This window comes from Wolbachia endosymbiont of Dactylopius coccus (genome assembly GCF_977011065.1).
In genome coordinates this window covers 709,473-731,859 of record NZ_OZ347065.1, presented here as the reverse complement: position 1 = coordinate 731,859, position 22,387 = coordinate 709,473, and the positions used below count along the sequence as shown (strand labels likewise).

The 22,387-nt window shown below is 35.8% G+C and carries 19 protein-coding genes and 8 pseudogenes; 13 read left to right on the top strand and 14 right to left on the bottom strand.

Annotation, left to right across the window (positions count from 1 at the left end; all coding sequences use genetic code 11):
* The first annotated feature begins 190 nt into the window (after positions 1-190).
* Positions 191-2,902, top strand: coding sequence for a pyruvate, phosphate dikinase (ppdK, locus tag ACWHVF_RS04075; RefSeq protein ID WP_064125118.1), 2,712 nt, complete (start codon positions 191-193; stop codon positions 2,900-2,902).
* Between the two features lie 170 nt (positions 2,903-3,072).
* Here the strand turns inward: ppdK and ACWHVF_RS04070 are convergent, their stop codons facing one another.
* Positions 3,073-3,273, bottom strand: a complete 201-nt coding sequence (locus tag ACWHVF_RS04070; protein ID WP_447933192.1) for a hypothetical protein — start codon at positions 3,271-3,273, stop codon at positions 3,073-3,075.
* Between the two features lie 469 nt (positions 3,274-3,742).
* Positions 3,743-5,038, bottom strand: a complete 1,296-nt coding sequence (locus ACWHVF_RS04065) for a Na+/H+ antiporter NhaC family protein (RefSeq protein WP_064125561.1) — start codon at positions 5,036-5,038, stop codon at positions 3,743-3,745.
* Between the two features lie 175 nt (positions 5,039-5,213).
* On the opposite strand from ACWHVF_RS04065, the gene ACWHVF_RS04060 reads away from it, so the two are divergent.
* Positions 5,214-6,173 (top strand): RluA family pseudouridine synthase, encoded by a 960-nt coding sequence (locus tag ACWHVF_RS04060; protein ID WP_082860950.1) that lies wholly within the window; start codon positions 5,214-5,216, stop codon positions 6,171-6,173.
* A 7-nt stretch (positions 6,174-6,180) separates the two neighbouring features.
* Here ACWHVF_RS04060 and ACWHVF_RS04055 read toward each other — a convergent pair whose 3' ends face one another.
* Both ACWHVF_RS04055 and aspS read right to left on the bottom strand, forming a co-directional pair.
* Complete coding sequence (locus tag ACWHVF_RS04055; RefSeq protein WP_447933191.1) at positions 6,181-7,443, bottom strand: MFS transporter; 1,263 nt, start codon at positions 7,441-7,443, stop codon at positions 6,181-6,183.
* Between the two features lie 35 nt (positions 7,444-7,478).
* Positions 7,479-9,281 carry an aspartate--tRNA ligase gene (gene aspS, locus ACWHVF_RS04050; RefSeq protein WP_447933301.1) on the bottom strand — a complete coding sequence of 601 codons (1,803 nt, stop codon included), beginning with the start codon at positions 9,279-9,281 and terminating at the stop codon, positions 7,479-7,481.
* A 197-nt stretch (positions 9,282-9,478) separates the two neighbouring features.
* Here aspS and ACWHVF_RS04045 point away from each other — a divergent pair, with 197 nt between their 5' ends.
* Positions 9,479-9,910, top strand: a complete 432-nt coding sequence (locus tag ACWHVF_RS04045; RefSeq protein ID WP_064125422.1) for a hypothetical protein — start codon at positions 9,479-9,481, stop codon at positions 9,908-9,910.
* Positions 9,911-9,913: 3 nt separating this feature from the next.
* A complete protein-coding gene (gene ccmA, locus ACWHVF_RS04040; protein ID WP_064125421.1) occupies positions 9,914-10,537 on the top strand; it encodes a heme ABC exporter ATP-binding protein CcmA in 624 nt (207 codons plus the stop codon).
* On the opposite strand, the gene ACWHVF_RS04035 is transcribed toward ccmA, so the two are convergent.
* The 5 genes and pseudogenes from ACWHVF_RS04035 to ACWHVF_RS04015 all read right to left on the bottom strand — a co-directional run.
* Positions 10,518-12,218 (bottom strand): recombinase family protein, encoded by a 1,701-nt coding sequence (locus ACWHVF_RS04035; protein WP_082860940.1) that lies wholly within the window; start codon positions 12,216-12,218, stop codon positions 10,518-10,520. The genes ccmA and ACWHVF_RS04035 overlap by 20 nt on opposite strands.
* Positions 12,127-12,399, bottom strand: a complete 273-nt coding sequence (locus ACWHVF_RS04030; RefSeq protein WP_082860939.1) for a hypothetical protein — start codon at positions 12,397-12,399, stop codon at positions 12,127-12,129. The genes ACWHVF_RS04035 and ACWHVF_RS04030 overlap by 92 nt, the downstream gene beginning before the upstream one ends.
* Positions 12,400-12,604: 205 nt before the next feature.
* Positions 12,605-12,748, bottom strand: coding sequence for a hypothetical protein (locus tag ACWHVF_RS04025; protein WP_447933190.1), 144 nt, complete (start codon positions 12,746-12,748; stop codon positions 12,605-12,607).
* Positions 12,749-12,803: 55 nt separating this feature from the next.
* Positions 12,804-13,223 (bottom strand): annotated as a pseudogene (locus ACWHVF_RS04020) (ankyrin repeat domain-containing protein); the annotation flags it as partial.
* A gap of 182 nt (positions 13,224-13,405) precedes the next feature.
* Positions 13,406-13,768: pseudogene (locus tag ACWHVF_RS04015) on the bottom strand (phage tail protein); the annotation flags it as partial.
* An 83-nt stretch (positions 13,769-13,851) separates the two neighbouring features.
* Between ACWHVF_RS04015 and ACWHVF_RS04010 the strand changes: the two are divergent.
* The 3 genes and pseudogenes from ACWHVF_RS04010 to ACWHVF_RS04000 form a co-directional block, all read left to right on the top strand.
* Positions 13,852-14,295 (top strand): annotated as a pseudogene (locus ACWHVF_RS04010) (helix-turn-helix domain-containing protein); the annotation flags it as partial.
* Positions 14,296-14,346: 51 nt separating this feature from the next.
* Positions 14,347-15,358 (top strand): IS630 family transposase gene (locus ACWHVF_RS04005; protein WP_447933063.1). Its coding sequence is split into 2 segments (ribosomal slippage): positions 14,347-14,796 and positions 14,798-15,358, totalling 1,011 coding nucleotides; the frame shifts between segments, so codons are not numbered across the junction.
* A gap of 8 nt (positions 15,359-15,366) precedes the next feature.
* A pseudogene (locus tag ACWHVF_RS04000) lies at positions 15,367-15,962 on the top strand (IS630 family transposase); the annotation flags it as partial.
* Positions 15,963-15,971: 9 nt separating this feature from the next.
* Here ACWHVF_RS04000 and ACWHVF_RS03995 read toward each other — a convergent pair.
* The 5 genes and pseudogenes from ACWHVF_RS03995 to ACWHVF_RS03975 form a co-directional block, all read right to left on the bottom strand.
* Positions 15,972-16,763: pseudogene (locus ACWHVF_RS03995) on the bottom strand (phage tail protein); the annotation flags it as partial.
* Positions 16,763-17,563 (bottom strand): baseplate assembly protein, encoded by an 801-nt coding sequence (locus ACWHVF_RS03990; RefSeq protein WP_447933189.1) that lies wholly within the window; start codon positions 17,561-17,563, stop codon positions 16,763-16,765. The gene ACWHVF_RS03990 and the pseudogene ACWHVF_RS03995, both read right to left, overlap by 1 nt.
* Positions 17,564-17,565: 2 nt before the next feature.
* Positions 17,566-17,901, bottom strand: coding sequence for a GPW/gp25 family protein (locus ACWHVF_RS03985; RefSeq protein ID WP_064124762.1), 336 nt, complete (start codon positions 17,899-17,901; stop codon positions 17,566-17,568).
* On the bottom strand, positions 17,898-18,152 hold the full coding sequence (locus ACWHVF_RS03980; RefSeq protein ID WP_064124763.1) for a PAAR domain-containing protein: 255 nt from the start codon (positions 18,150-18,152) through the stop codon (positions 17,898-17,900). The genes ACWHVF_RS03985 and ACWHVF_RS03980 overlap by 4 nt, the downstream gene beginning before the upstream one ends.
* A 2-nt stretch (positions 18,153-18,154) precedes the next feature.
* Positions 18,155-18,619, bottom strand: coding sequence for a phage baseplate assembly protein V (locus ACWHVF_RS03975; RefSeq protein ID WP_064124764.1), 465 nt, complete (start codon positions 18,617-18,619; stop codon positions 18,155-18,157).
* A 128-nt stretch (positions 18,620-18,747) separates the two neighbouring features.
* On the opposite strand from ACWHVF_RS03975, the pseudogene ACWHVF_RS03970 reads away from it, so the two are divergent.
* From ACWHVF_RS03970 to ACWHVF_RS03945, 6 genes and pseudogenes are all read left to right on the top strand, one after another.
* Positions 18,748-19,411, top strand: a pseudogene (locus tag ACWHVF_RS03970) (IS630 family transposase); the annotation flags it as partial.
* 62 nt (positions 19,412-19,473) lie between these two features.
* The gene (locus tag ACWHVF_RS03965; protein WP_447933188.1) at positions 19,474-20,226 is read left to right on the top strand and encodes an IS5 family transposase; all 753 of its coding nucleotides are present in this window, start codon (positions 19,474-19,476) and stop codon (positions 20,224-20,226) included.
* Between the two features lie 7 nt (positions 20,227-20,233).
* Positions 20,234-20,614: pseudogene (locus ACWHVF_RS03960) on the top strand (IS630 family transposase); the annotation flags it as partial.
* Between the two features lie 8 nt (positions 20,615-20,622).
* A pseudogene (locus tag ACWHVF_RS03955) lies at positions 20,623-20,874 on the top strand (phage portal protein); the annotation flags it as partial.
* 13 nt (positions 20,875-20,887) lie between these two features.
* Entirely contained in the window at positions 20,888-21,934 is a 1,047-nt protein-coding gene (locus tag ACWHVF_RS03950; protein ID WP_447933300.1) for a S49 family peptidase, read from the top strand.
* Positions 21,935-22,005: 71 nt separating this feature from the next.
* Positions 22,006-22,374, top strand: a complete 369-nt coding sequence (locus tag ACWHVF_RS03945) for a head decoration protein (protein ID WP_064085727.1) — start codon at positions 22,006-22,008, stop codon at positions 22,372-22,374.
* The last annotated feature ends 13 nt before the right edge of the window (positions 22,375-22,387 follow it).

Below are 22,387 nucleotides of genomic sequence, written 5' to 3'. Positions count from 1 at the left end.
AAAACTTAGAAAGAGCCATAAAAAAATTTTTAAATATATCTTTATATTATATATTCTTATTGGTAATAATTTATCATCTTTTTTGTTAACTTTACTGATGTTGCCAGAAGGAACGTGTTGCCAAATTTTGTAAAATTTATTATCCTAAGGTTTCAAGTCCTCACAGGTTTATTGGAACTATATGTACAATATGTTTATCAGTGAAAATCCGGAGAAAATGATGGGGGAAAAGTTAATACATTACTTTAGCCAGGGTAAATGCGAAGGCAATGCAGAAATGAAAAATCTGCTGGGAGGGAAGGGGGCAAATTTAGCAGAAATGTGCAATGTTGGCATTCCGGTTCCACCCGGTTTCACAATTTCCACCTCTGTTTGTCAGGCCTACTGTCAGGATAATGAATTGTCTAACGACCTACGTAACGAGATCAAAAACTACATGGCGATGCTCGAAAATGACATCGGTTGTAAATTTGGGGATTTAAATAACCCCTTATTAGTTTCAATACGCTCTGGTAGTGTTAGTTCAATGCCGGGCATGCTTGATACTATTTTAAATGTTGGTTTAAATGATGAAACAGTTATTGGGCTTGCAAAAAAAAGTGGAGAACGTTTTGCCTATGATAGCTACTGCCGTTTCATCATGATGTACTCCAATGTTGTACTACAGCTTGACCATCACCTATTTCAAGATGTTGTTGATAATAAGCAGCAAAAGAGTGGAGCAAAAAGCTTAGCTGATCTTGATGTTGATGTTTTAAAGAGAATTGTTAACAATTTCAAAAGGATAGTACATGAAAAAACAGGAAAACATTTTCCGCAGAACATTGAAGAGCAATTGTTAAACTCAGTTAATGCAGTATTTACCTCTTGGAAAAATGATAGGGCTGTTTCCTATAGAAGAATACATAATATTCCTGAAAACCTTGGAACAGCGGTCAACGTGCAAGCAATGGTTTTTGGTAATCTGAACAATAATTCTGCAACTGGTGTGATATTTACACGAAATCCTTCAACTGGAGAAAAAAAGCTTTTTGGTGAGTTTTTGGTTAATGCTCAGGGTGAGGATGTGGTTTCTGGTGTTTATACTCCTATGCCAATTGACGGAGAGCAAGAAAACACCATGGAGAAGTTGCTGCCAAGTGTCTACCTGGAATTATGCGCGGTATGTGAAAAACTTGAAAGGCATTATAAAGACATGCAGGATATCGAATTTACTGTACAGGACGGTAAATTATGGATTTTGCAGACTAGGTCTGGCAAGCGCACGGCTGAAGCTGCTATTCGCATAATAGTTGATATGGTAAACGAAGGAACGATTACAAAAGAAGAAGGAATATTGAGAATTGATCCAAAAACTTTTGACAATTTATTGCATCCAGTTCTTGACGTTAAGAGTGACCAGAAAGTAATAGGGAAGGGACTGCCGGCTTCTCCAGGAGTTGCTTCTGGATATGTAGTGTTTAGTGCAAGTGATGCTGAAAAAGCTGCAGAGCAGGGTAAAAAAGTGATTTTAGTAAGGTCAGAAACGAGTCCTGAAGATATTAATGGAATGAATGCTGCAAGTGGCATAGTAACAGCACGGGGAGGGATGACCTCGCATGCTGCTGTTGTAACCCGTGGAATGGGTAAGCCATGCATTTGCAGTGTAAGTGGACTTTATATCGATAAAGATGGAACTTTCTTTTCTGTGGGGGATACAAAAGTAAATAAAGGTGAACCAATTACCATCAACGGAGGAACAGGGGAGGTTATGCTTGGCATTCTTCCTACAATTTCACCTGAATTGTTGCAAGAATTCAAAACGATAATCAACTGGATAGATGAAATCAAAATGGTCAAAGTGAGAGCGAACGCTGATACTCCAAAAGATGCAAAAATTGCAAAAGAATTCGGTGCAGAAGGTATAGGCTTATGTCGCACAGAACATATGTTTTTTGCTAGCGATAGAATCGAATTCATTCAAAAGTTGATAATAGCTGACGATGAAAATGAAAGGGCAAATGCACTCATTAAACTGGAAGAAATGCAAAAGTCTGATTTCAAAGAAATATTTTCTATTATGGAGGACAGGGAAGTCACTATACGGTTGCTTGATCCACCCTTACATGAATTTTTACCCAATAATCAGTCTACTATAGAAAAAATTGCTAAATCGCTCAATAAGTCAGTTGAATCAGTAAAAAATAAAATAGCACAGTTATCAGAAAAGAACCCAATGCTTGGCCATCGAGGTTGTAGACTTGCCATTTCTCATCCTGAAATATATAGCATGCAGATTAGGGCAATACTTAGTGCTGCAAATGAGCTAAAAAAGGAAAAAAGTGTAGAAATCAAGCCTGAGATCATGATCCCTTTTATAATGAATGAGAAAGAATTTATTCTAATATGCGAGCTAGCAAAGAAAGAATCCTCTGTCATCTCAGCTGGGATCCAGACGCAGATTCCAGCGTCACGCGCTGGAATGACATCAGACAAGGCTTATTCAATTGGAACGATGATAGAACTACCAAGAGCAGCACTGATTGCTGATAAGTTAGCAAAACATGCAGAGTTTTTTAGTTTTGGCACTAATGATTTAACGCAAACAACCATGGGACTTTCAAGAGATGATTCAGTTAATTTCCTCGATTCTTATAAGGAAAGCAATATATTTGACAATGATCCATTTGAAGTGCTGGACACCGAAGGGGTAGGGGAGTTAATCAAGATAGCCATTGAAAGAGGCAAAAAAACCCGAAAAGAAATAAAGCTGGGTATATGTGGAGAGCATGGAGCAGATCCAAAATCTATAGAGTTTCTCATCAAGTCAGGGGTGGATTATGTTTCATGCTCACCATATAGAGTACCGGTTGCAAAGTTAGTGGCAGCACAGTTTAGCATAAAATCTAAGTTTGTTGGGTAAGTGAGAAATATAGCGATAATATAACCACTGGTGACTTTCCTCACTTAGACAACTGTGTCAAGCACTGGCTAATTAACCGTCATATCGCCGCGGTATCTCTTAGCCGCTAACAAGTAGCGGAATGACGATTGTCAGGCCAGTGCCCCTTTTTTGTCATCCCAGTGCCCAGACTACTTGGATCCAGGAAACTTAGTTGCAAGTAATGCATTGGGTTTGGTGAGTATGGGTTTTGCGTTATAGAATGAAGCACTTTTGGTGAATTTATAAAGAAAGCTGGATCCCAGTGTCAAGCACTGGGATGACACCCTACTAGCAGAAGTTACTCTCAAATGTTTGTTCATGTTAGCTACAAACATTAAGAAATTTACCAAACGAAAAAAAGGCAAAAGAAGCCCCATGGTTAACTAGTTATTTATATGTACTTCAAAATATTGGCGTTTTTTTATTCTAAACGCTTAATAACCGCGATTCAGCCGCTTTTAAATGCGACTAACCTAAATTATAAACATTAAGAAATTTACTAAGTGAAAAAAAAGGCAAAGAAACCCTAGGGTAGCTAGTATTCAAATTCTCCCTTGTCTATTTTACGTCTTTTGCTGTCTTAAACGCTTTATAAGCGCGTTTCGGCTTGTATAGGTAGAAACCTAAAAGTTTTATAAAGACATGAGGTGCACATAGTGGGAAAAATTAAGCATGATTTACGCCAAATACATTAAGTTTTTTTGTCATTAATCCACTGCAGAGATTGCGAAGATAAATAAATAGCTTCACTTTCATGATAAGGGGGTTGGCGAAGGGTGTCAAGTAATTCCGTTCCTTATGGGTAAAAAAAGAGAAACTCTAAGTTGCAGCCGCACAACATTTCTCTTTTCTGCTGTTGACGATTATTTCGCCTATTGTAACTGCTGCTAGAATAAAGCAATAATATACTTTTGTTAATAAAGAAACAGGTGATACAGAAGCTATACTTCCTGCTAGCAATAGTTGGGAACCATAAGGTAAGATGCCTTTTGTAGCACAAGCAAAAACATCTAATAAGTATGCGCTGCGGTGTGGCGCAATACTGTGTTTTTGTGCAAGCCTTTTTGCAATACCACCACTTAGTAAAATAGCAATGGTATTATTGGCAACTAAGGTAGTAAACATAGACGCAATTCCTGCTATCACAAATTCAGCTTTAGTTTTTGTGATATTGCTTTCATCGATAAGTTTATGCAACGCTTTTTGACCTTGTTTGTACATTATATGGCTCAAACCACCAATAAATAGCGCAAATATCACTATTTCGTTTACTTTTTTGAAACCGTCATACACGTCATGAGGAAATTGAACGATGGCATAGTCAAAAAAAGCTATTCCTAGCACACCAGCAATAATTATGTTTACAGTTATTGTTACTAAAGTGGTGACTTCAAGCAGCCCCATGATTATTAAAGAAATATAAGGAATAATTTTTATTATAGAATAATAATCTAAATTTGATATAGAAATAATTTTTGTACTACTTGAAATCACTGCCAGATAGGTGAGTGTTATAATACCTGCAGTAAATGCAACCTTAGAGTTTATTTTAAGTTTATCTTTTGCTGAAGCTTCCTGTGAAGAAACAGATGCAATGGTGGTATCAGATATCATCGAAAGGTTATCGCCAAACACAGCACCACCTACTACAGTTGCAGTTCCTATTTCGAGACCAAAAGCTCCACTTTTTGCCAGATTAACAGCTATAGGTACCATCAGCGCAACAACTCCCATAGATGTGCCAATTGCAGTTGAAATAAAAGCAGAAGCCAAAAATACTCCAGGCAGCAGTAATCTTGCTGGAAGGAAATTAAGAATTAAATTAGCAACAGTGTCTGCGCTACCAATTGATTGAGTAACCGCAGAAAATGCTCCAGAAAATAGAAAAATTAAACACATAGTAAGAGTGCTTTTGTCACCCATGCCCTCGATAACAGTATCGATGTTATGCTGAATTTTATTTGTACCACGTGAAACAGCAAAAAATAGTGCTGGTAATAAGCAGATTACTGGTGAAACCTGATGAAGTGGATTATCAGTTCCGATAAAAGAAAAATAAGCACCACTTCCAAGATACAAGATTAAAAAAATAATCAAAGGGATAAAAGCTATCATTTTACTGTATCTCAAACTTATAACTATAACTAATTAAGTGGTTTTAAGCAAGTTTGGTTTTCACTAGTTTTGCAGGAAGTTGACAGCAGAGTTTTAAACTTCATATTTAATCTACTAAATAAATAGCACATGTAGCCGAAGGGTTTATATCTTGTGCTATACTTTATTTTATGTCATGCAAACAGTTGATATTAGCATACATCCAAGTAAAGTAATGGAGAATATAAAAACCATATCAGTAAAAGACGATAACGTTAGGCTGGATAGGTACATCAGAAGAATCTTTCCTGATCTAAAGCAATCTGTAATTGAAAAATCTTTAAGGAAAGGATTAATCAAAGTTGATGATTGCAAAGCAAAGTCCAGTGATAGAGTAAATTCTGGGCAAACTATAACGCTGAAGCACTTGAATTATATTGAAAACGCTAATTCTGATCGCAAATATAATGAAAAGTTAGTGAATCTACTAAGAGAGAACATATTATATGAAGACGAACATATACTAGCTATAAACAAACCCGCAGGGGTCATCGTTCAAGGTGGCGTAAAAGTAAAGATTAGCATGAGTGATTTGCTTGACCAAATAAGAGAGGGAGAAACATTTAAAATTGTCCATAGGCTAGATAGAGATACGAGTGGAGTGATAATATTCGCACGCAACGCTAATGTTGCCAGATACCTTATGGAAGAATTTAAAGGACGAAGAGTAAAAAAAACTTATTTAGCATTAACTTCTGGCATACCGAGTAAGGATAGTGGAACAATAGACTATCCATTGGTGAAAAAATATGTTTCAGGTCAAGAAAAAGTGGTCGTTGATGAAAATTCACCTCAGAATGCCACTACGCATTTTTCAATTATAGCAAAATTCAAACACAATGTTGCTTATTTAAAATTACAACCAATTACCGGCAGAACCCATCAGTTACGTGCACATTTAGCTCATATAAATTGCCCTATTCTTGGTGACGGTAAATATGGTGGTAAAAAAGCTTTTATTGATGGGGTAGCAAATAAAATTCACCTTCATTCGCATTCTTTATCTTTAAAACTGCCAAACAATAAAGAAATCACTATCACCGCTCCTATCACTAAACACATCGAAAAATCCATTGAAGCGCTATTTTTCGACTGAAACGATTTCACCAATCAACTTTTCTGTCTTTGGCTTTGATTTGAAGCACAGATATTAGGCTAATTAATGCGCAGGCAGTAAGATAAATGCCTGCTGCAAGTTTTGTTTCGGTTTTTTCTATAAGCCACATACATATGGATGGAGAAAGGCCACCAAATATTCCTGCAGATATGTTATGTGCGAGGCTAAAGCCCGTGCACCTAACTTTCGTTGGAAATAACTCGCAGACAAGAGAATTGTATATTCCAAAAGATGCACCTATCGGTACGCTTATCAATAGAAAAGTGAGCGTTACAATATAGTGGTTATCATATGATAATAGCGAAAGCGCCGGCAAACCGGCGCAAGCTAGAGCTACTAATGTAGGAATCATTACATTTTTTCTTCCAACTTTATCAGACAGTATTGCAAACAGCACTGCAGACGCTCCAAATGTAATTTCAACTATAATCCTTACTACATTTTTAATATCAATACCTGACAGAGTAAGCGCTTTTACAGATATGTTATAAAACATTATTACCGAATAAACGATTGCATTTTGAGCGATACCAAGCCCAATTGCTATCATAAATGCTTTTTTATAGTCCCTGGTTAATTCTAAAAATGGAGAATGAGATAAGCTTTTATTTTTATCGTGTGTTTTATATGCTAAGCTCTCTTCCATTATATATCTTGTTAAAAAGCCTATTATGCCCATAATGAAGCAGAAATAGAAAGGCAATCTCCAGCCCCAAATTTCATAATTTTCACCTGTAAACTTTTTGCAAACAGCTATCATTACAAAGCATGTAAGAGAACCAAGCGCGCCGCTAAAAGCTTTCATGCTACCTAAAAAACCTAGATTTTTTTTATCGCTTGAATGTTCTATTAAAAAAGCTGAGTTGATACTTGTTTCTCCACCTGCTGCCATTCCTTGTGTTATTCTACAAAGCAGAAGTAGTATAGGAGAAAATATTCCTATTTCTTTAAAGCTTGGTATAACCGCAATTGCAGTAGACGATATCGAAGCTAATATTACAGAAGTCAGCAAAATCTTCCTTCTGCCGTATTTATCTCCAATGTAACCAAAAATAAATGCACCAAGTGGTCTAAATCCAAAGCCAACTGCAAAAGTACCAAGAAATTTGATTGTACTTAAGTAATCACTTTCTGATGAAAAAAAAACGTCACTTATTATATGCGTCAAAACTCCAAATAGAGTTAACTCATACCATATAATCATGTTGCAGATTATGCCCGATAGTATTGCTTTTTGAATATTGTTCATGACTTCCGGTTTACCACACCCCACTATAAAAATTTTTATTCAATAACCTTCAAGGATAATTCACGTAAATGCTTATCCTCTACTTTAGAAGGAGCACCCATTAGAACATCTTCACCTTGCTGATTCATAGGAAAACAGATTACTTCACGAATGTTCGGCTCATCAGCAAGCAGCATAACCATTCTATCAACTCCTGGTGCTATTCCACCATGAGGGGGAACACCAAATCTGAATGCACGTACAAGTGCGCCGAATTTTGTATCAACTTCTCCCCGGCTATAACCTGCAATGGCAAAGGCCTCATACATGATATCCAGCTTATTATTACGAATTGCCCCGCTTGACAGTTCTATTCCATTACAAACGAGATCATATTGGTAAGCAAGGATATCCAGTGAATTCTTTTCCTCTAAATCTTTCAAGCCGCCATGTGGCATGGAGAATGGGTTATGAAAGAAATCGATTTTTTTACTTTTATCGTCATATACAAAATAGGGAAAATCAATGATCCAACAAAACTTGAAGATATTGTCATCTATAAGACTGAGTTCTGACCCTAAAAGAGTGCGCACTTTCCCTGCAATTGTTGCTGCCTCATTCTGTTTGTCAGAAGCAAAAAACACACTATCTCCAGGCCCTACATTCGTTACTTCTCTTATGTAGTTTAGCCTATTGTCATCGAGGAATTTAGCAATCGGGCCTTTCGCAGTACCATCTTTATCAAACGTTATATATCCAAGACCCTTAGCACCGAATTCTCTTTGCGCATGTTCTATCTTTTTATCAAAGAAGCTGCGTGGTTCCTCTGCTGTTTTAGGTGCAGGGATCGCTCTGACTACCATACCACGCTCGATATTGCTCTTGAAAATATTGAACCCTGAATCACGGAAAATTTCTGTAACATCGCTGATTAATAGTGGATTGCGCAAATCTGGCTTGTCAGAACCATATTTGAGCATTGCCTCTTTATATGTAATACGTGGAAAATCTTTATCAACAGACTTACGAGAAAATTTAGCAAACACTTTATATAAGGTAGACTCAATAATCTGAAAGATGTCTTCTTGAGTTATAAAAGACATTTCAAGATCTAGCTGATAAAACTCTCCCGGAGAACGGTCAGCCCTTGCGTCTTCGTCACGGAAACACGGTGCAATTTGAAAATATTTATCAAACCCTGAAACCATGAGCAATTGCTTAAAAATCTGTGGAGCTTGCGGCAATGCATAGAATTTACCAGGATTTAGTCTGCTTGGCACCAAATAATCACGTGCACCTTCAGGAGATGAAGCAGTAAGTATTGGAGTCTGAATTTCCAAAAACCCTTGCTCTATCATGAGCTTGCGGAGTTCTGCAATAATTTGTGAGCGCAGAATAATATTGTTGCGGGTGTTTTCTCGCCTTAAATCAAGAAACCGATATTTAAATCTCATATTTTCTGGGTATTCTTGTTCGCCAGCAATGCTCGCTAATATACTTCTTTCTTCTTTTGCTATTTCTTCATCACGGTGGAACTCGACTTCCGATTCAACGTGCAAATTGCTAACTACAACCTCAATTTCCCCAGTTGCGATAGAGCTGTTTACCGTATCTTCAGTTCTAGCTTCAACTATTCCTGTAACAGTAATTACACTTTCTGATTTTAAATTTGAAATCTCATCAAAAAAATCTTTGTCATTATTAAATACTAGCTGAGTGATTCCGTAGAAGTCTCTTAAATCAACAAAAATTAGGTTACCATGGTCGCGCTTACGGTATAACCATCCAGAAAGGGTAACTTCCTTTTCTACGTCGTTCTTCCTTAATTCATTGCACGTGTGAGTCTTGTAGCAGTTCATATTTGTTTCACTTCTAAATTCTTTAAAAAGTATAGAAATAAACCTTACTACATACAAGCTCATTCGTCAGATATTTGTCCAATTTACGAAATAGAGCAGTGTTGCTTTTATACTGTCTTTACCCGCAAAAAAAATTGCAAAATTTCTATAATTATGGTATAATAGTAAGGGTATTTTTAATGAATTAGATACAGGAAATGCCACTTGCACAGATCACAATATATAGCATAACGTTACTTGCTGTCGCTGCAGTATTTCTCTTTTTGAGAAAAATATACAAAAATCGCATTAGAAAAATCATATTTCCTAGAAAAGTTTTTAAAGAAGAGTGGGAAGAAGACAGAAAATTCAATGAATTATATCAAAAAAATAAGCAAAAAGAGTTGCTGAAACAACAAGAAACGCTACGCGAGAAACAAAAAGATGTGCAAGTTTATAAAGAAGATCCAGAAATAGTTGACATAGCAAAACCGGTAGGTAAATGGACAAAGATGGTTATGATGGGTAATGGTTTAATGCAGCGTTTTGCACAATTGATACATAGAGAAGGCGGACAGAAAGGATTTTGGGAGCTGTTTGTAAAAGCTCAGGCTTCAACTCAAGGTAAACATAAGGGGAAGGGCAGATAATCCATGCTCGAATGTGAAAATTTATCCTGCGCTCGTAATAACAAAGTATTATTTAAACATCTCGGTTTTAAAGCTGAGCCAAAATCAAAGATTCTAATCACTGGTCCAAATGGTAGTGGTAAAACCAGCTTAATTAGAAGTTTATCTGGACTTTTACCGCCGGTATCAGGCAATATAAGGCACTGCGGAAAAGATATATATGATGATCCAAAATCCTATATACCTTCTATGGTCTATATAGGCCATAAGAATGCCTGTAAAGATAGCTTAACTGTTGCTCAAAACGTAGAATTCTGGGCAGGAATACGAAATACTAGAGAATTGATTGTGGCAGCTATTTGTTGCTTGCAGTTGCAACCTGTACTTAATATTAGATATGGCGAACTTTCTGCAGGCTGGAAAAGGAGAGTTGCGCTTGCTCGCCTCTTGATTTCTAATGCAAACGTTTGGCTGATAGATGAACCATTTTGTAATCTTGATAGTGCAACGTGTGAATTAGTGCTGAACTTAATCTCAATACGCTCTGAGCAAAATGGTATAGTAATTATTACAGGGCATAGCTCTACAGAGCAATTGTGTGATTTTACAACGATTGATATACGCGATTTCAATAGACTTCTTGCATAGTTTTTGGCAGCACGTTAACAACCGTCAGAAACGAAAAAATTACTTTACAAACTCCACCAGCCCCCTTATCATAATGCGTAGTACAATGATACAAATTAAGAATTCCCCCATCCTGCGCTGGTTCTTCGATCTGAAATCCTACTTCTACCTGATCACGACCAATGTTAATTTGTCCTATCAATGCTTTAATAATACCACGTTTAGTTCCCCAATCTAGCTGTTCCAAGTTCGATTTTATACTAGAATAAAAATTCTTTATGCTACTTATAATACCTTTTATTCCCGTCTCTACTGCCTTTTGATTAGTCTCCTTCTTTTTCTCTTCTTCTATTCCTTTTAAACGTTCTTGAAGATTTTTCATTGTCTCTTTAAATGCTTCCTTACTTATATATTGCTTCTCACCTACATTTTCTTTACTATAATAATCTTCCATTAATTCTTTCATACCTTGTTTTATTTGTTCTTCTCTTCTTGCAAGCTTTTTATCTAATGATTCATCACTTTTATTTTCTGAAGTTCTACGTTGATACTCCTTTTTTATCATCTCTGGGTTTTTTAGTACATCTTTCACCTTTTCCCATACAGCTATTTCTAACATATCTGCTCGGACTAATTTATTGTTACATTTTTCCTCATCATCAGTAATACGTACTATACTACTACAGCGATAATAGCTATACGTTTTTTCCCCATCCCTATGATGCACACCACTATACGTACTTTTGCAGTTTTGACATATAGTTAGACCTTGTAATAGATTTATCTCTTTCCTTTTCTGTATTCTTGCTCTTTTTCTATTTTCATCCAGTTGCTTTTGTACTTTATTAAATAATCCTTCATCAACTATCTTTGGTACTGGTATATAAATCCAACTTTTTTCATCTGTACGATAAACAGAAACATTTTTTACCTTTTGTTTACTTTTTTTTCTTGATATTCTTTCAACCCTTTTTAACTTACCAAACGCTGCTCGTCCCACATGTGCAGTATTTCTTAGTATCTTCCAAATTACTATTGTACGCCAAACCTTCTTTCCAGTTCTTGTTCTAATTGACATATCTTTTAGTCTACGTATAGCTTCCCTTATACTTATTCTTTCTTGTCCTATCCACATGAACAGTTGCTTTACTATTTTTGCCTCCTCTTCATTTATTTCAAATTTTGTCTTTTCTCTATCTGCATGCTTCACACGTTTATAACCAAAAGACGCAATACCAATTACACTTATACAACCTTTCCTTGCTCTATGGAGTTTTCCTCTTCGACTACGTTCCATAATAATTGTACTTTCACGTTCTGATAATAATCCTTTCATTCCTAGCAATAATTTAGAATCTGGATTATTTTCAACCTTATAATCTAAGAATATTACTTCTACTCCTGCTTTCTCAAATTCATCAAGTAATATCATTTGGTGTGCAGATTTCCTTGACAACCGGTCAGGTGAATGAATATAAATTTTATCAATTTCACCTTCTGCTACTTTGTCACGTAACGCATCTAAACTTTCACGCTCTAAAATCCACCCACTAGCACCATTGTCCTTAAATTCATACTTATCTAATAACTCATGTTTATCCGCAGCAATTCTACACTTGAGCTCGGCAATTTGGCTCTCTATTGTATTGTTCTGCGCTTGTTTCTTCGATGAAACTCTCGCATATAATGCTACTGTTGTCATTTTCTTTCACCTCCTTTTCATTGGTTCTTTTTACCGCATATCTTAGTAACAGCTCGTAAGCGTCTGCTAGATGTTGCTCTGCTAACTCATCAGGCTCATATCGACAAGTTACAGTTAATACCTTTTTTCTCATAGTTTCTCCTGTAAATATTTTTATAGTTCGGGCACTCCTTTTTTCCATAAATCCATCACTCTTGCGAAAAAGACGCAACTGTTAACCTTCGTTTTGTTTTACTTTTATGCACAATTTTGGAAACACATATGCTATCTTTCATCAATTGAGCACTCTCCCAAATCATCAAGCTCCTTTTTTCCCTCTAATGATCTTTTTTTCCATATTATCTTGTAGCCTACCTTTTACTCCCTTCTCTTACAGAAAGCTCTTTTTATAGCTCTTTTATCTTCTCATCCATATCTTCTAGCTCTTTTTCCACTTCCATCAGTGCCTTCTTGACCAATGGCGCTTCTTCTAACTTTTCCCTTATTTCTTCAAACCTTCTTTCTCCTTTTTCTTTTAAATCTAGGCTCAATATCGCATCGCTCCGATAACTCCCTTAGTTTTTCTAGCAACTCTTCAGTTCTCGCATAATACATTGCTGTTTTGCCAAATTTATCCTTTTGCTCTACATTTGCTCCAGCTTTTACTAGCTCTTTTATTATCTCTTTTGTTTCTCCTGTTTTGCATGCAGAGTGCAGTGGCGTACATCCAGTGACATATTGAGTGGCATTTATTTCTCCTCCTCCCCTGATCAGCACTTTTACATTTTCTAAACTTCTCGCAAATACTGCGCAGTGCAGTGGTGTATAACCATTTTTATCTCTTGCATTAACATTTGCTCCTTTATTTATTAATAACCTTACTGTTTTGTAATCAGAGATTTCCACTGCTTGGTGTAATATCGTCTCTCCTTCTTCATTTCTTTTATTAATATTTTTAAATCCGTTACTTGATACTTCTTTAAAAAACTTACTAAAAGATTCTCTCTTTTCCTCACTGAACTTCATACATACCTCACTATAAAAACATACGCCAATTTGGCTCTCTTTAGTGCAAGATCAATTTTTTTTGTTTACCTACACCTACCTAATTTATAGCTGTTTTGGCATGGAAAAGCAAGTTTTTTTTGGTTAATACACCTTGTTTTTACTAAATATTAGCAAGATTATTAAGATATAAATATATATACCTATTTTATTAAACATATAATCTGTTTTTCCACCCATTTTCTATTCAAATGACGATGTTCGTGCCACGTTAGTACACCTGGGTACAACACTAAAATGTACCTTTCTAACTCCTGTATTGAATCCTTTTGCTTTGAATCTAATTCGCTTTCAAAATGAATGTAGTGTTCTGCTACGCTAAATCTTATTATTTTGGGGGTAGAGAAATTCTTTACTTGATAGTGGTGAACGGCAAAAAATCTTTCTAAAATTGGCTGGTATTTTAAATTCCACAGTTGTTCAGATAGTTTGCTACTTCCCAATAAAAATTTATCCCCTTTCTCTTCTATATTAGTAACCGGAAAACACGCGTTTATTTCTCCTAATACCAATTCCCATTACACGGCAAACAGATGGACAACAATGGAAGAAAAGCCATAATGAAGTAAGTAAAATAGTTGAGGTATAAATGGCACTAAGATCAAAATTATTGGATGAAGAAGTAGTAAAATCAGCAAAAAAAATGCTGAAGAAAGTAAGGAACAATGCATATGTTGCAAAAAAACTAAATGCTGTAATTGCAGCAAAAAAGCATAGTATAACGGCTGTAGCAAAAATATATTGCATTTCAAGAAGCGCACTAACTTCGTGGATAAAACTCTTGAAATTAGGCAGAGAAGAAAAATTGTTTGCTCCTCCCCAACGTCGTAGAAAAACTAAATTAAATCATGCTCAACTACAGCAAGTTGAAGCATGGATAGAAAAAAACCCTAATATTACCATTAAAGAAATGAGAATAAGAATCCAGGAAAAGTTCGGCTTAAATATTAGCAAATCTACAGTACACCGCTATATGCAAAAGATGAAATTCTCTTATATTATACCAATTCCCATTACACGGCAAACAGATAGACAATAATAGAAGACAAGCCATAATGAAATAAGTGAAATAGTCGAGGTATAAATGGCACTAAGATCAAAATTATTGGATGAAGAAGTAGTAAAATCAGCAAAAAAAATGCTGAAGAAAGTAAGGAACAATGCATATGTTGCAAAAAAACTAAATGCTGTAATTGCAGCAAAAAAGCATAGTATAACGGCTGTAGCAAAAATATATTGCATTTCAAGAAGCGCACTAACTTCGTGGATAAAACTCTTGAAATTAGGCAGAGAAGAAAAATTGTTTGCTCCTCCACAACGGCGTAGAAAAACTAAATTAAATCAGGCTCAACTACAGCAAGTTGAAGCATGGGTAGGAGAAAATCCTAATATTACCATTAAAGAAATGAGAATAAGAATCCAGGAAAAGTTCGGCTTAAATATTAGCAAATCTACAGTACACCGCTATATGCAAAAGATGAAATTCTCTTATATTACACCAAGACCAGTACACAATGTACAAGATAAAAGAAAATAAGAGGAATTCAAAAAAAAATCTCAACGAAGTTATTGGCAAGTATCCTGAAAAAGAGCTGTTTTTCTTCGATGAATCGCGGTTTGGCACACATTCAAAGACCGGGCATGGATGGTTTAAAAAAGGCGTCAGAACAAAAGTTAAGGTAAAATTAGGTAGGGAAAATTTTTATCTCTACAGTGCAGTTAATCCTAGAAATGGGGAGAATTCTAGCTTGTTTGCACCGAATGTCAACACTGATTGTATGAATATATTTCTTGAGCAAATGTCTCAATATTTGGGACCACGAGAAGCCTTTCTTGTTATGGATTGTGCTAGTTGGCATAAGTCGAAAAGTTTAAAGGTACCTAAAAATATTGAGATTATATACCTACCACCATACTCACCTGAACTCAATCCAGTTGAGAGGCTTTGGTTGTATGTAAAACAGAACATTTTGCGCAATAAAATATACGATACTATTGCTTTGCTTGAGAGTGCTTTGTGTAAATTTATTACTTCTCTTACCTACTCCACAATTAAACAACTCTGCTATGTATCCTATTTGAATGACCAACAATGAGAATTGGTATTACACCAAGACCAGTACACAATGTACAAGATAAAAGAAAACAAGAGGAATTCAAAAAAAAATCTCAACGAAGTTATTGGTAAGTATCCTGAAAAAGAGCTGTTTTTCTTCGATGAATCGCGGTTTGGCACACATTCAAAAGTTGGACACGGGTGGTTTAAAAAAGGCACTAGGACTCGGGTTAAAATAAAATTAGGTAGGCATAATTTTTATCTTTACAGTGCAGTTAACCCTGAAAATGGAGAAAGTTCCAGTTTGCTTGCACCAAACGTTAATACTGATTGCATGAATGTATTTCTTGAGCAAATGTCGCAATATCTGGGGACACGAAAGGCTTTTCTCGTTATGGACTGTGCTAGTTGGCATAAGTCAAAAAATTTAAAGGTACCTAAAAATATTGAGATTATATACCTACCTCCATATTCACCTGACTGTCGAGAGGCTTTGGTTGTATGTAAAACAGAACATTTTGCGCAATAAAATATACGATACTATTGCTTTGCTTGAGAGTGCTTTGTGTAAATTTATTACTTCTCTTACCTACTCCACAATTAAACAACTCTGCTATGTATCCTATTTGACTGCACAACAATGAGAATTGGTATAAATTCCAACTATCTGATAATACTATCTGCGCCTTTGCAAACTTAATTGCTGGTAATAAGCTCTGTGGCAGCGGATATAGCACTTTGAAGTTATACCACACATGATTTCTTTCATAAATACCGTTATAATTCTTTGTGTGAGGCTCGGTTTCTCCAAGTATTGCTACATCTAGACGATATATATCATTGCTTAAAGCTCGTTCATAATGATCGCGTAGATAGTTTTCTATAATCCTAATAACTGGACCACTAGACCTGAAAAAATTTACTCTCCCAAATGATAACACTGGGCCATCTTCTTCTATTTTTACCCCTGAATAATCTGATAATAAGCTGCCAAAAAAACTCTCATCTAAAATGAACCTACCAATATTGTAGTGATCGTTAAAAATTCTCATTAGCCTCGATCTTGCTGGCAATGATAGTTTTGCAAGCTCTACTACTGCATCTACAAAAAAGTCATTTGGAACATCCTTTATCCCTATCTGCAATTCAAAAAAATGTTTTCCTGGTGGTTCTTCGATAATTGTAATTTCTTCTATATTTGCCCATTTCAGAGCTATTTTTAATGACGCTGGTGTTCCTCTTAAACGCTGAAATTTTATTCCTTCTTTTATCGCCTTTCTTTTGTCTGTTACCCAGCGTAGAATTTCCCCCAATCCATATTCTTCAACCAACCACGGCAATATTTTTTCCCCTAGGCTAAATTTAAATCCTTTTACGCTGCTTGGATCAACTTTGTAATCTATTGCATCAACCAGCGCTTTTTCTTGCTTTGTTGCATTTAGCATTAATTTAACTCAACATTTAAACTTTTTAAGAAAGCGCACTCATTTCCTTTCACAACTATGTCTTCTCTTGGCTCGATTAATTCCACGTTTTCCACTCCTTCCACAAACAAATTCGCTATTATCCATGATCTTGTTACACTCCATCCGAGTCTTTTGCTTGCTTCAAATTTTTCTATAAATTTCTTCTTCACCGTTTCAATAATATCTGGTCTTTTAATGCTAATTCTACTATGGATATCTATTTCTATAATATTGCAACCAACTACTGTTATCATATCTGTCAATACCCTTATATCATCCCTGGTGACTCGCTTTCTTACAATATCAAGTAGTTCTTCAGACGCTATGCCATTTGTGGATAACTCTGTTGATAAAATTGAGATCTCCACACTCCCTGGCACTTTTGATTCAACCAACGCATCCTTTACTCTTCTATCTGCTGACAGTGCATGATACCTATAATACTCCTTGCTTCCTCCTGTGCTCCAACCTACTATTTTTGCTTTTACCCTCTTTCTAAATCTTTCATCATCTTCTTCTTTTTGTCTTTCTACTCCATAAAACTCAGCTAAATTATCAAGATCTTCTCCTGTCGAAAATTTTAGTAAATTACTTTTTACTGCTTCGTTTATTCTTTCTCTGAGCAAAAGTTCTCGCCAGGCTGCTACTTCCAGAACCTTCATCGCTGGGTCACTTTCTACTAATGCTGTAAAACTTGCGTCACGCTTCACCAACTCTTCCTTCATCCGAGAAAAAATCTCTTCAAAGTTCAGTGGTTCGATAATATTTGGCTGCTCCATCTTTAAACAACTACTCCATTAATATTTATGAACTTACCTTCTGAAAGATAGACACCTTCTAAATTCAATGTTACTCTCCCTTCTTTTACTTCTGTTATTTTTACTTTTTCTAATTTAAATCTTGTTTCCCATTTTTGTAGTGCTTCCGCTGTTGCCGCATAAATTTCTAGCGTAAAATCCCTATTGATTGGCTTATCTACTAATTCAAATAATCGAGAACCATACTCTCTTCTCATAATACGTGATCCAATAGGAGTGGTTAAAATATCAGTAATTGATTGTTTTAAATGTTCTATTCCTTCCAATTCCTTTCCCGTGCTAGCATTCATGCCTCTCATTCTACAAATACATTTTTGCTAACACCTATCACTTTAAAACCACACGATACCAAGTCTCCTGTTCTTGTTACCCCAATACCATTCACAAATACGCTGTTTGAACCTTGCGTCAGTTTCTCACCTAGAGTTAAGATATCTCCTTTTCGACACACAGATCTACCGTTTACAAAAATGTCGTTACTACCACTCATACAAACATGTGCCGGTATTCCACTGCAATAATCCCCTATACAAACCACAGCTTTAGCCATACTTAATTAAGGTCGATTCTCTTTGCTTTGAGTTTTATGCCTCTCTTGGTAATCTTCATACTTGATTCTCCTACTTTCAACGTTATTTTATCCACTACATCTATCTTAAGATGGTGCTTTTCTTGGTCATATGATAACTTTGTCCCATCTTGAAATTTTACACTATTTATTTCCTTTTTATTCTCCGGAGGCGGATATTTCTCCTGATATATTGCTGGTAATACTACCCCCAAAGATAATTCCCCAAATGGCGATAATACTATTACTTGCTCATCAATATTCGGCGCAAACCAACTTCTATCTTCTCCTGCTCTTGCCGTTATCCACGGCAACCAATCGGTTATAAATTCTCCTATTTTTACCCGCACTCTTGCCTTTTCATAGTCTATTTCTTTTACTAGACCTATACGAATAATGTTCGCTAACTTCCTATTTAGCTCTGCAATCGCAAAATTATGCTCTAACATGTACTTCACCTATCTCTATAATATGCGGCTTAATTCCAGTTTCTGATACCAATTCCCGCTATACAAGGAACGAATAGACAATAATGGAAAAAAAGCCATACTGAAGTAAGTAAAGTAGCGAGGTTTAGATGGCATTAAGATCAAAATTATTGGATGAAAAAGTGGTAAAATCAGCAAAAGAGATGCTGAAGAAAGTAAGAAATAATGCGTATGTTGCAAAAAAACTAAATGCTGTAATTGCAGCAAAAAAGCACAGTATAACAGCTGTAGCAAAAATATGTTGCATTTCGAGAAAGGCAATTACTACATGGATAAAGCACATAAAATTTGGAAGAGAAGAAAAATTATTTGCTCCACCTCAACGCCGTAGAAAAACTATATTGAACCAAAGTCAACTTGAACAAATTGAGGTGTGGATAGAGGAAAACCCCAATATTACTATTAGAGAAATGAGAATAAGAATCCAAGAAAGATTTGGTTTGAATATCAGCAAATCCGCAATACATCGTAATATGCAAAGAATGAAATTCTCATATATCACACCAAGACCAGTTCATAGTGGACAAGATAAAAATAAGCAAGAGGAGTTTAAAAAAAAACCTCAATGAAACTATTGTCATGCATTCTGAAAAAGAGCTATTTTTCTTCGATGAATCACGGTTTGGTACACATTCAAAAGTTGGACATGGGTGGTTTAAAAAGGGCAGTAGGACACAGGTTAAGGTAAAATTAGGTAGGGAAAATTTTTATCTCTACAGTGCAGTTAATCCTAGGCTCTGTGGACAAAAAATATGAAGAGGGAGAAAAAAAGTGGTAGTTTAACCAAATGAACATAAAAATGGAGAAACTACCGAATGGAATATTATATAAAAGAAAGAAATTGGAAACAAATTTTAGAATTCATAAAAGGCATAAAAGGAATGCATAGTAAAGACGAAAAACGTTTAAGAATATTCATAGAAGCAGTGTGGTATATGGCGCGAAGTGGTTGCCAATGGCGACTTTTGCCGAAAATCTATGGCAATTACAGAAGTATACACAAACGATTTAAGAGATGGTGCGAAAGGGGTATTTGGAAAAATTTATTGGAGTACACAAAACAAGAGCCAGATTTAGAAGCCGTCATAATCGACGGTACGATCATTAGAGCCCATCCATGTTCGGCTGGATATACAAAAGATTCGAAGGATCAAGAGGCTTTAGGGCGAAGTAAAGGTGGCTTTACGACTAAAATTCATGCACTTGTTGATGCATTGGGAAATCCTTTAAAATTTATACTTACTCCTGGCCAGAGGAATGAAATTACACAAGCTGAAGTATTAACAAAAAATGTCTATAACTCCATTGTAGTAGCTGATAAGGGTTATGACAGCAATGCTTTTGTGGTCAGCCTTGAAAACAGGAAATGTGAAATCGTAATTCCATCAAAAAGGAATCGAAAAGTGCAAAGATACTATGATGAGCATATTTATAAAGAATGTCATTTGATTGAGTGCTTTTTCGGTAAAATTAAAAATTTTAGGCGCATTTTTTCCAGATTTGACAAGACCGCAGAGGTTTACATGGGATTTCTAAATTTTGTTGGAGCTCTCATATGGCTTCTCTAAAATTTTGTCCACAGAGCCTAGAAATGGGGAGAATTCTAGCTTGTTTGCACCGAATGTCAACACTGATTGTATGAATATATTTCTTGAGCAAATGTCTCAATATTTGGGACCACGAGAAGCCTTTCTTGTTATGGATTGTGCTAGTTGGCATAAGTCGAAAAGTTTAAAGGTACCTAAAAATATTGAGATTATATACCTACCACCATACTCACCTGAACTCAATCCAGTTGAGAGGCTTTGGTTGTATGTAAAACAGAACATTTTGCGCAATAAAATATACGATACTATTGCTTTGCTTGAGAGTGCTTTGTGTAAATTTATTACTTCTCTTACCTACTCCACAATTAAACAACTCTGCTATGTATCCTATTTGAATGACCAACAATGAGAATTGGTATGAGTATAGATGAAAAAGTAGTGAAAGAAGAAGTAAAATGGATACCACAGGGATTTGATTGGGTGGATCCACTGAAAGATCAGCAAGCACAGCAAATGGCAGTAAGGAATGGCTTCAAAAGTCGAGCAGAAGTAGTATCAGAAATGGGTTACGATGTAGAAGAAATTGACCAAGAAATAGCAGAAGATCAAAAGCGTGCTAATTCTTTTGGACTTTGTTTCGATTCTGACGTTAACCATAAAGTAGAATAAGGAAAGGAAGGTGATGTGGATAAATAAGCCAATAATGGTAGAGAGAAGAAGCTTTGAACTACTATCATTATATAACAGCAAACAACCTATCTTTAAGAACTCAAAGTATTTTCATATAAACCCAAAAGGAATAGCAATAATACGTATTTATGGAGTTTTGACTAAAAAAACAGAAGCTTTTGATCATATTTTAGACATGACTTCGTATGAAAATATTCATGAAGAGATAGAGAGTGCTTTAGAAGATAAAAGCATAGAGACAATTATACTGGAAATAGATAGCCCAGGAGGAGAAGTAAACGGTATTTTCGACTTGGCTGATTTTATCTATAGTGCAAGAGAAAAAAAGAGGATAATAGCGATAGCAAATGATGATGCATACTCTGCTGCATATGCTATAGCTTCAAGCGCTGAGAAGGTATTTGTGAGCAGAACTTCTGGTGTTGGCAGTATTGGAGTAATAGCAAGTCATATAGATCAAAGTGGGTTTGATGAAAAGCAAGGAATAAAATATACCACAGTATTTGCAGGAAGTAGAAAAAATGATTTAAATCCGCATGAGCCAATGACGTCTGAAAGTTTAGAAAGCTTACAAAAAGAAGTAGGCCGACTATATGAAATGTTTGTGCAGCTAATAGCAAGGAACAGAGGTCTTTCAATTGAAAAAATTCGATCAACAGAGGCAGGGCTATATTTTGGGGAGAAAGCAGTAGAAATAGGTCTTGCAGACGGAATGACAATTCTTTCATCTATTAATAAAAACAGGAGTATTACTATGAATGAACAAACTACAAATAACGTAAAAGAAGAAACTGATAATTTAACTAAGTATCGTAGTGAAGTTGTTGAATTAATACGGTTATGTAATCTATCACGAATGCCAGAGAAAATAGAAGAATTTATAGAGCAAGGCGCAAGTGTTGAGCAAGCTAGGGAAGTTTTAATGGAATTACTTGCAGAGAGAACGAAGAAGACAGAGATACTGAGTGCAATACCACAGAATTCAGGAGAAGAGTTGATGATGCAGGTAGCTAAAGCTAGAGCACAATCAAGTATTTAAGTTTTTTTATAACCGCCGCGTACAACAATTACAAAGATGGCGGTAAAACTAAAGGGAAAAAAGGAGGAAAAATGACAAGTATAACTGAAGCAAATAATCTTGGTGACCTATTAAAGTATGAGGTGTCAAGTCTATATTCAAGAGATCAGATAACAGTAGCAAAAGGGCAGAACCTAAAGCTTGGTACAGTAGTGGCTCTCGATAAAGATAGCATGGTTAAGATAATAAATCCAACTGCCACAGATGGGACGCAAACAGCAATAGGTGCAATAGTAAGTGATGTAAATGCGACAGAAAATGCCAAAGCAGTAATTATTACTCGTGGTGCAATACTAGCAGATCATGCAGTTGTGTGGTCAGCAAATATCACTGAAGAACAGAAAGCTGAAGCAATAAAGCAACTTGAAGCACGAGGGATCATTATTCGCAAGGGAGCTTAAAAAAACTATTAAA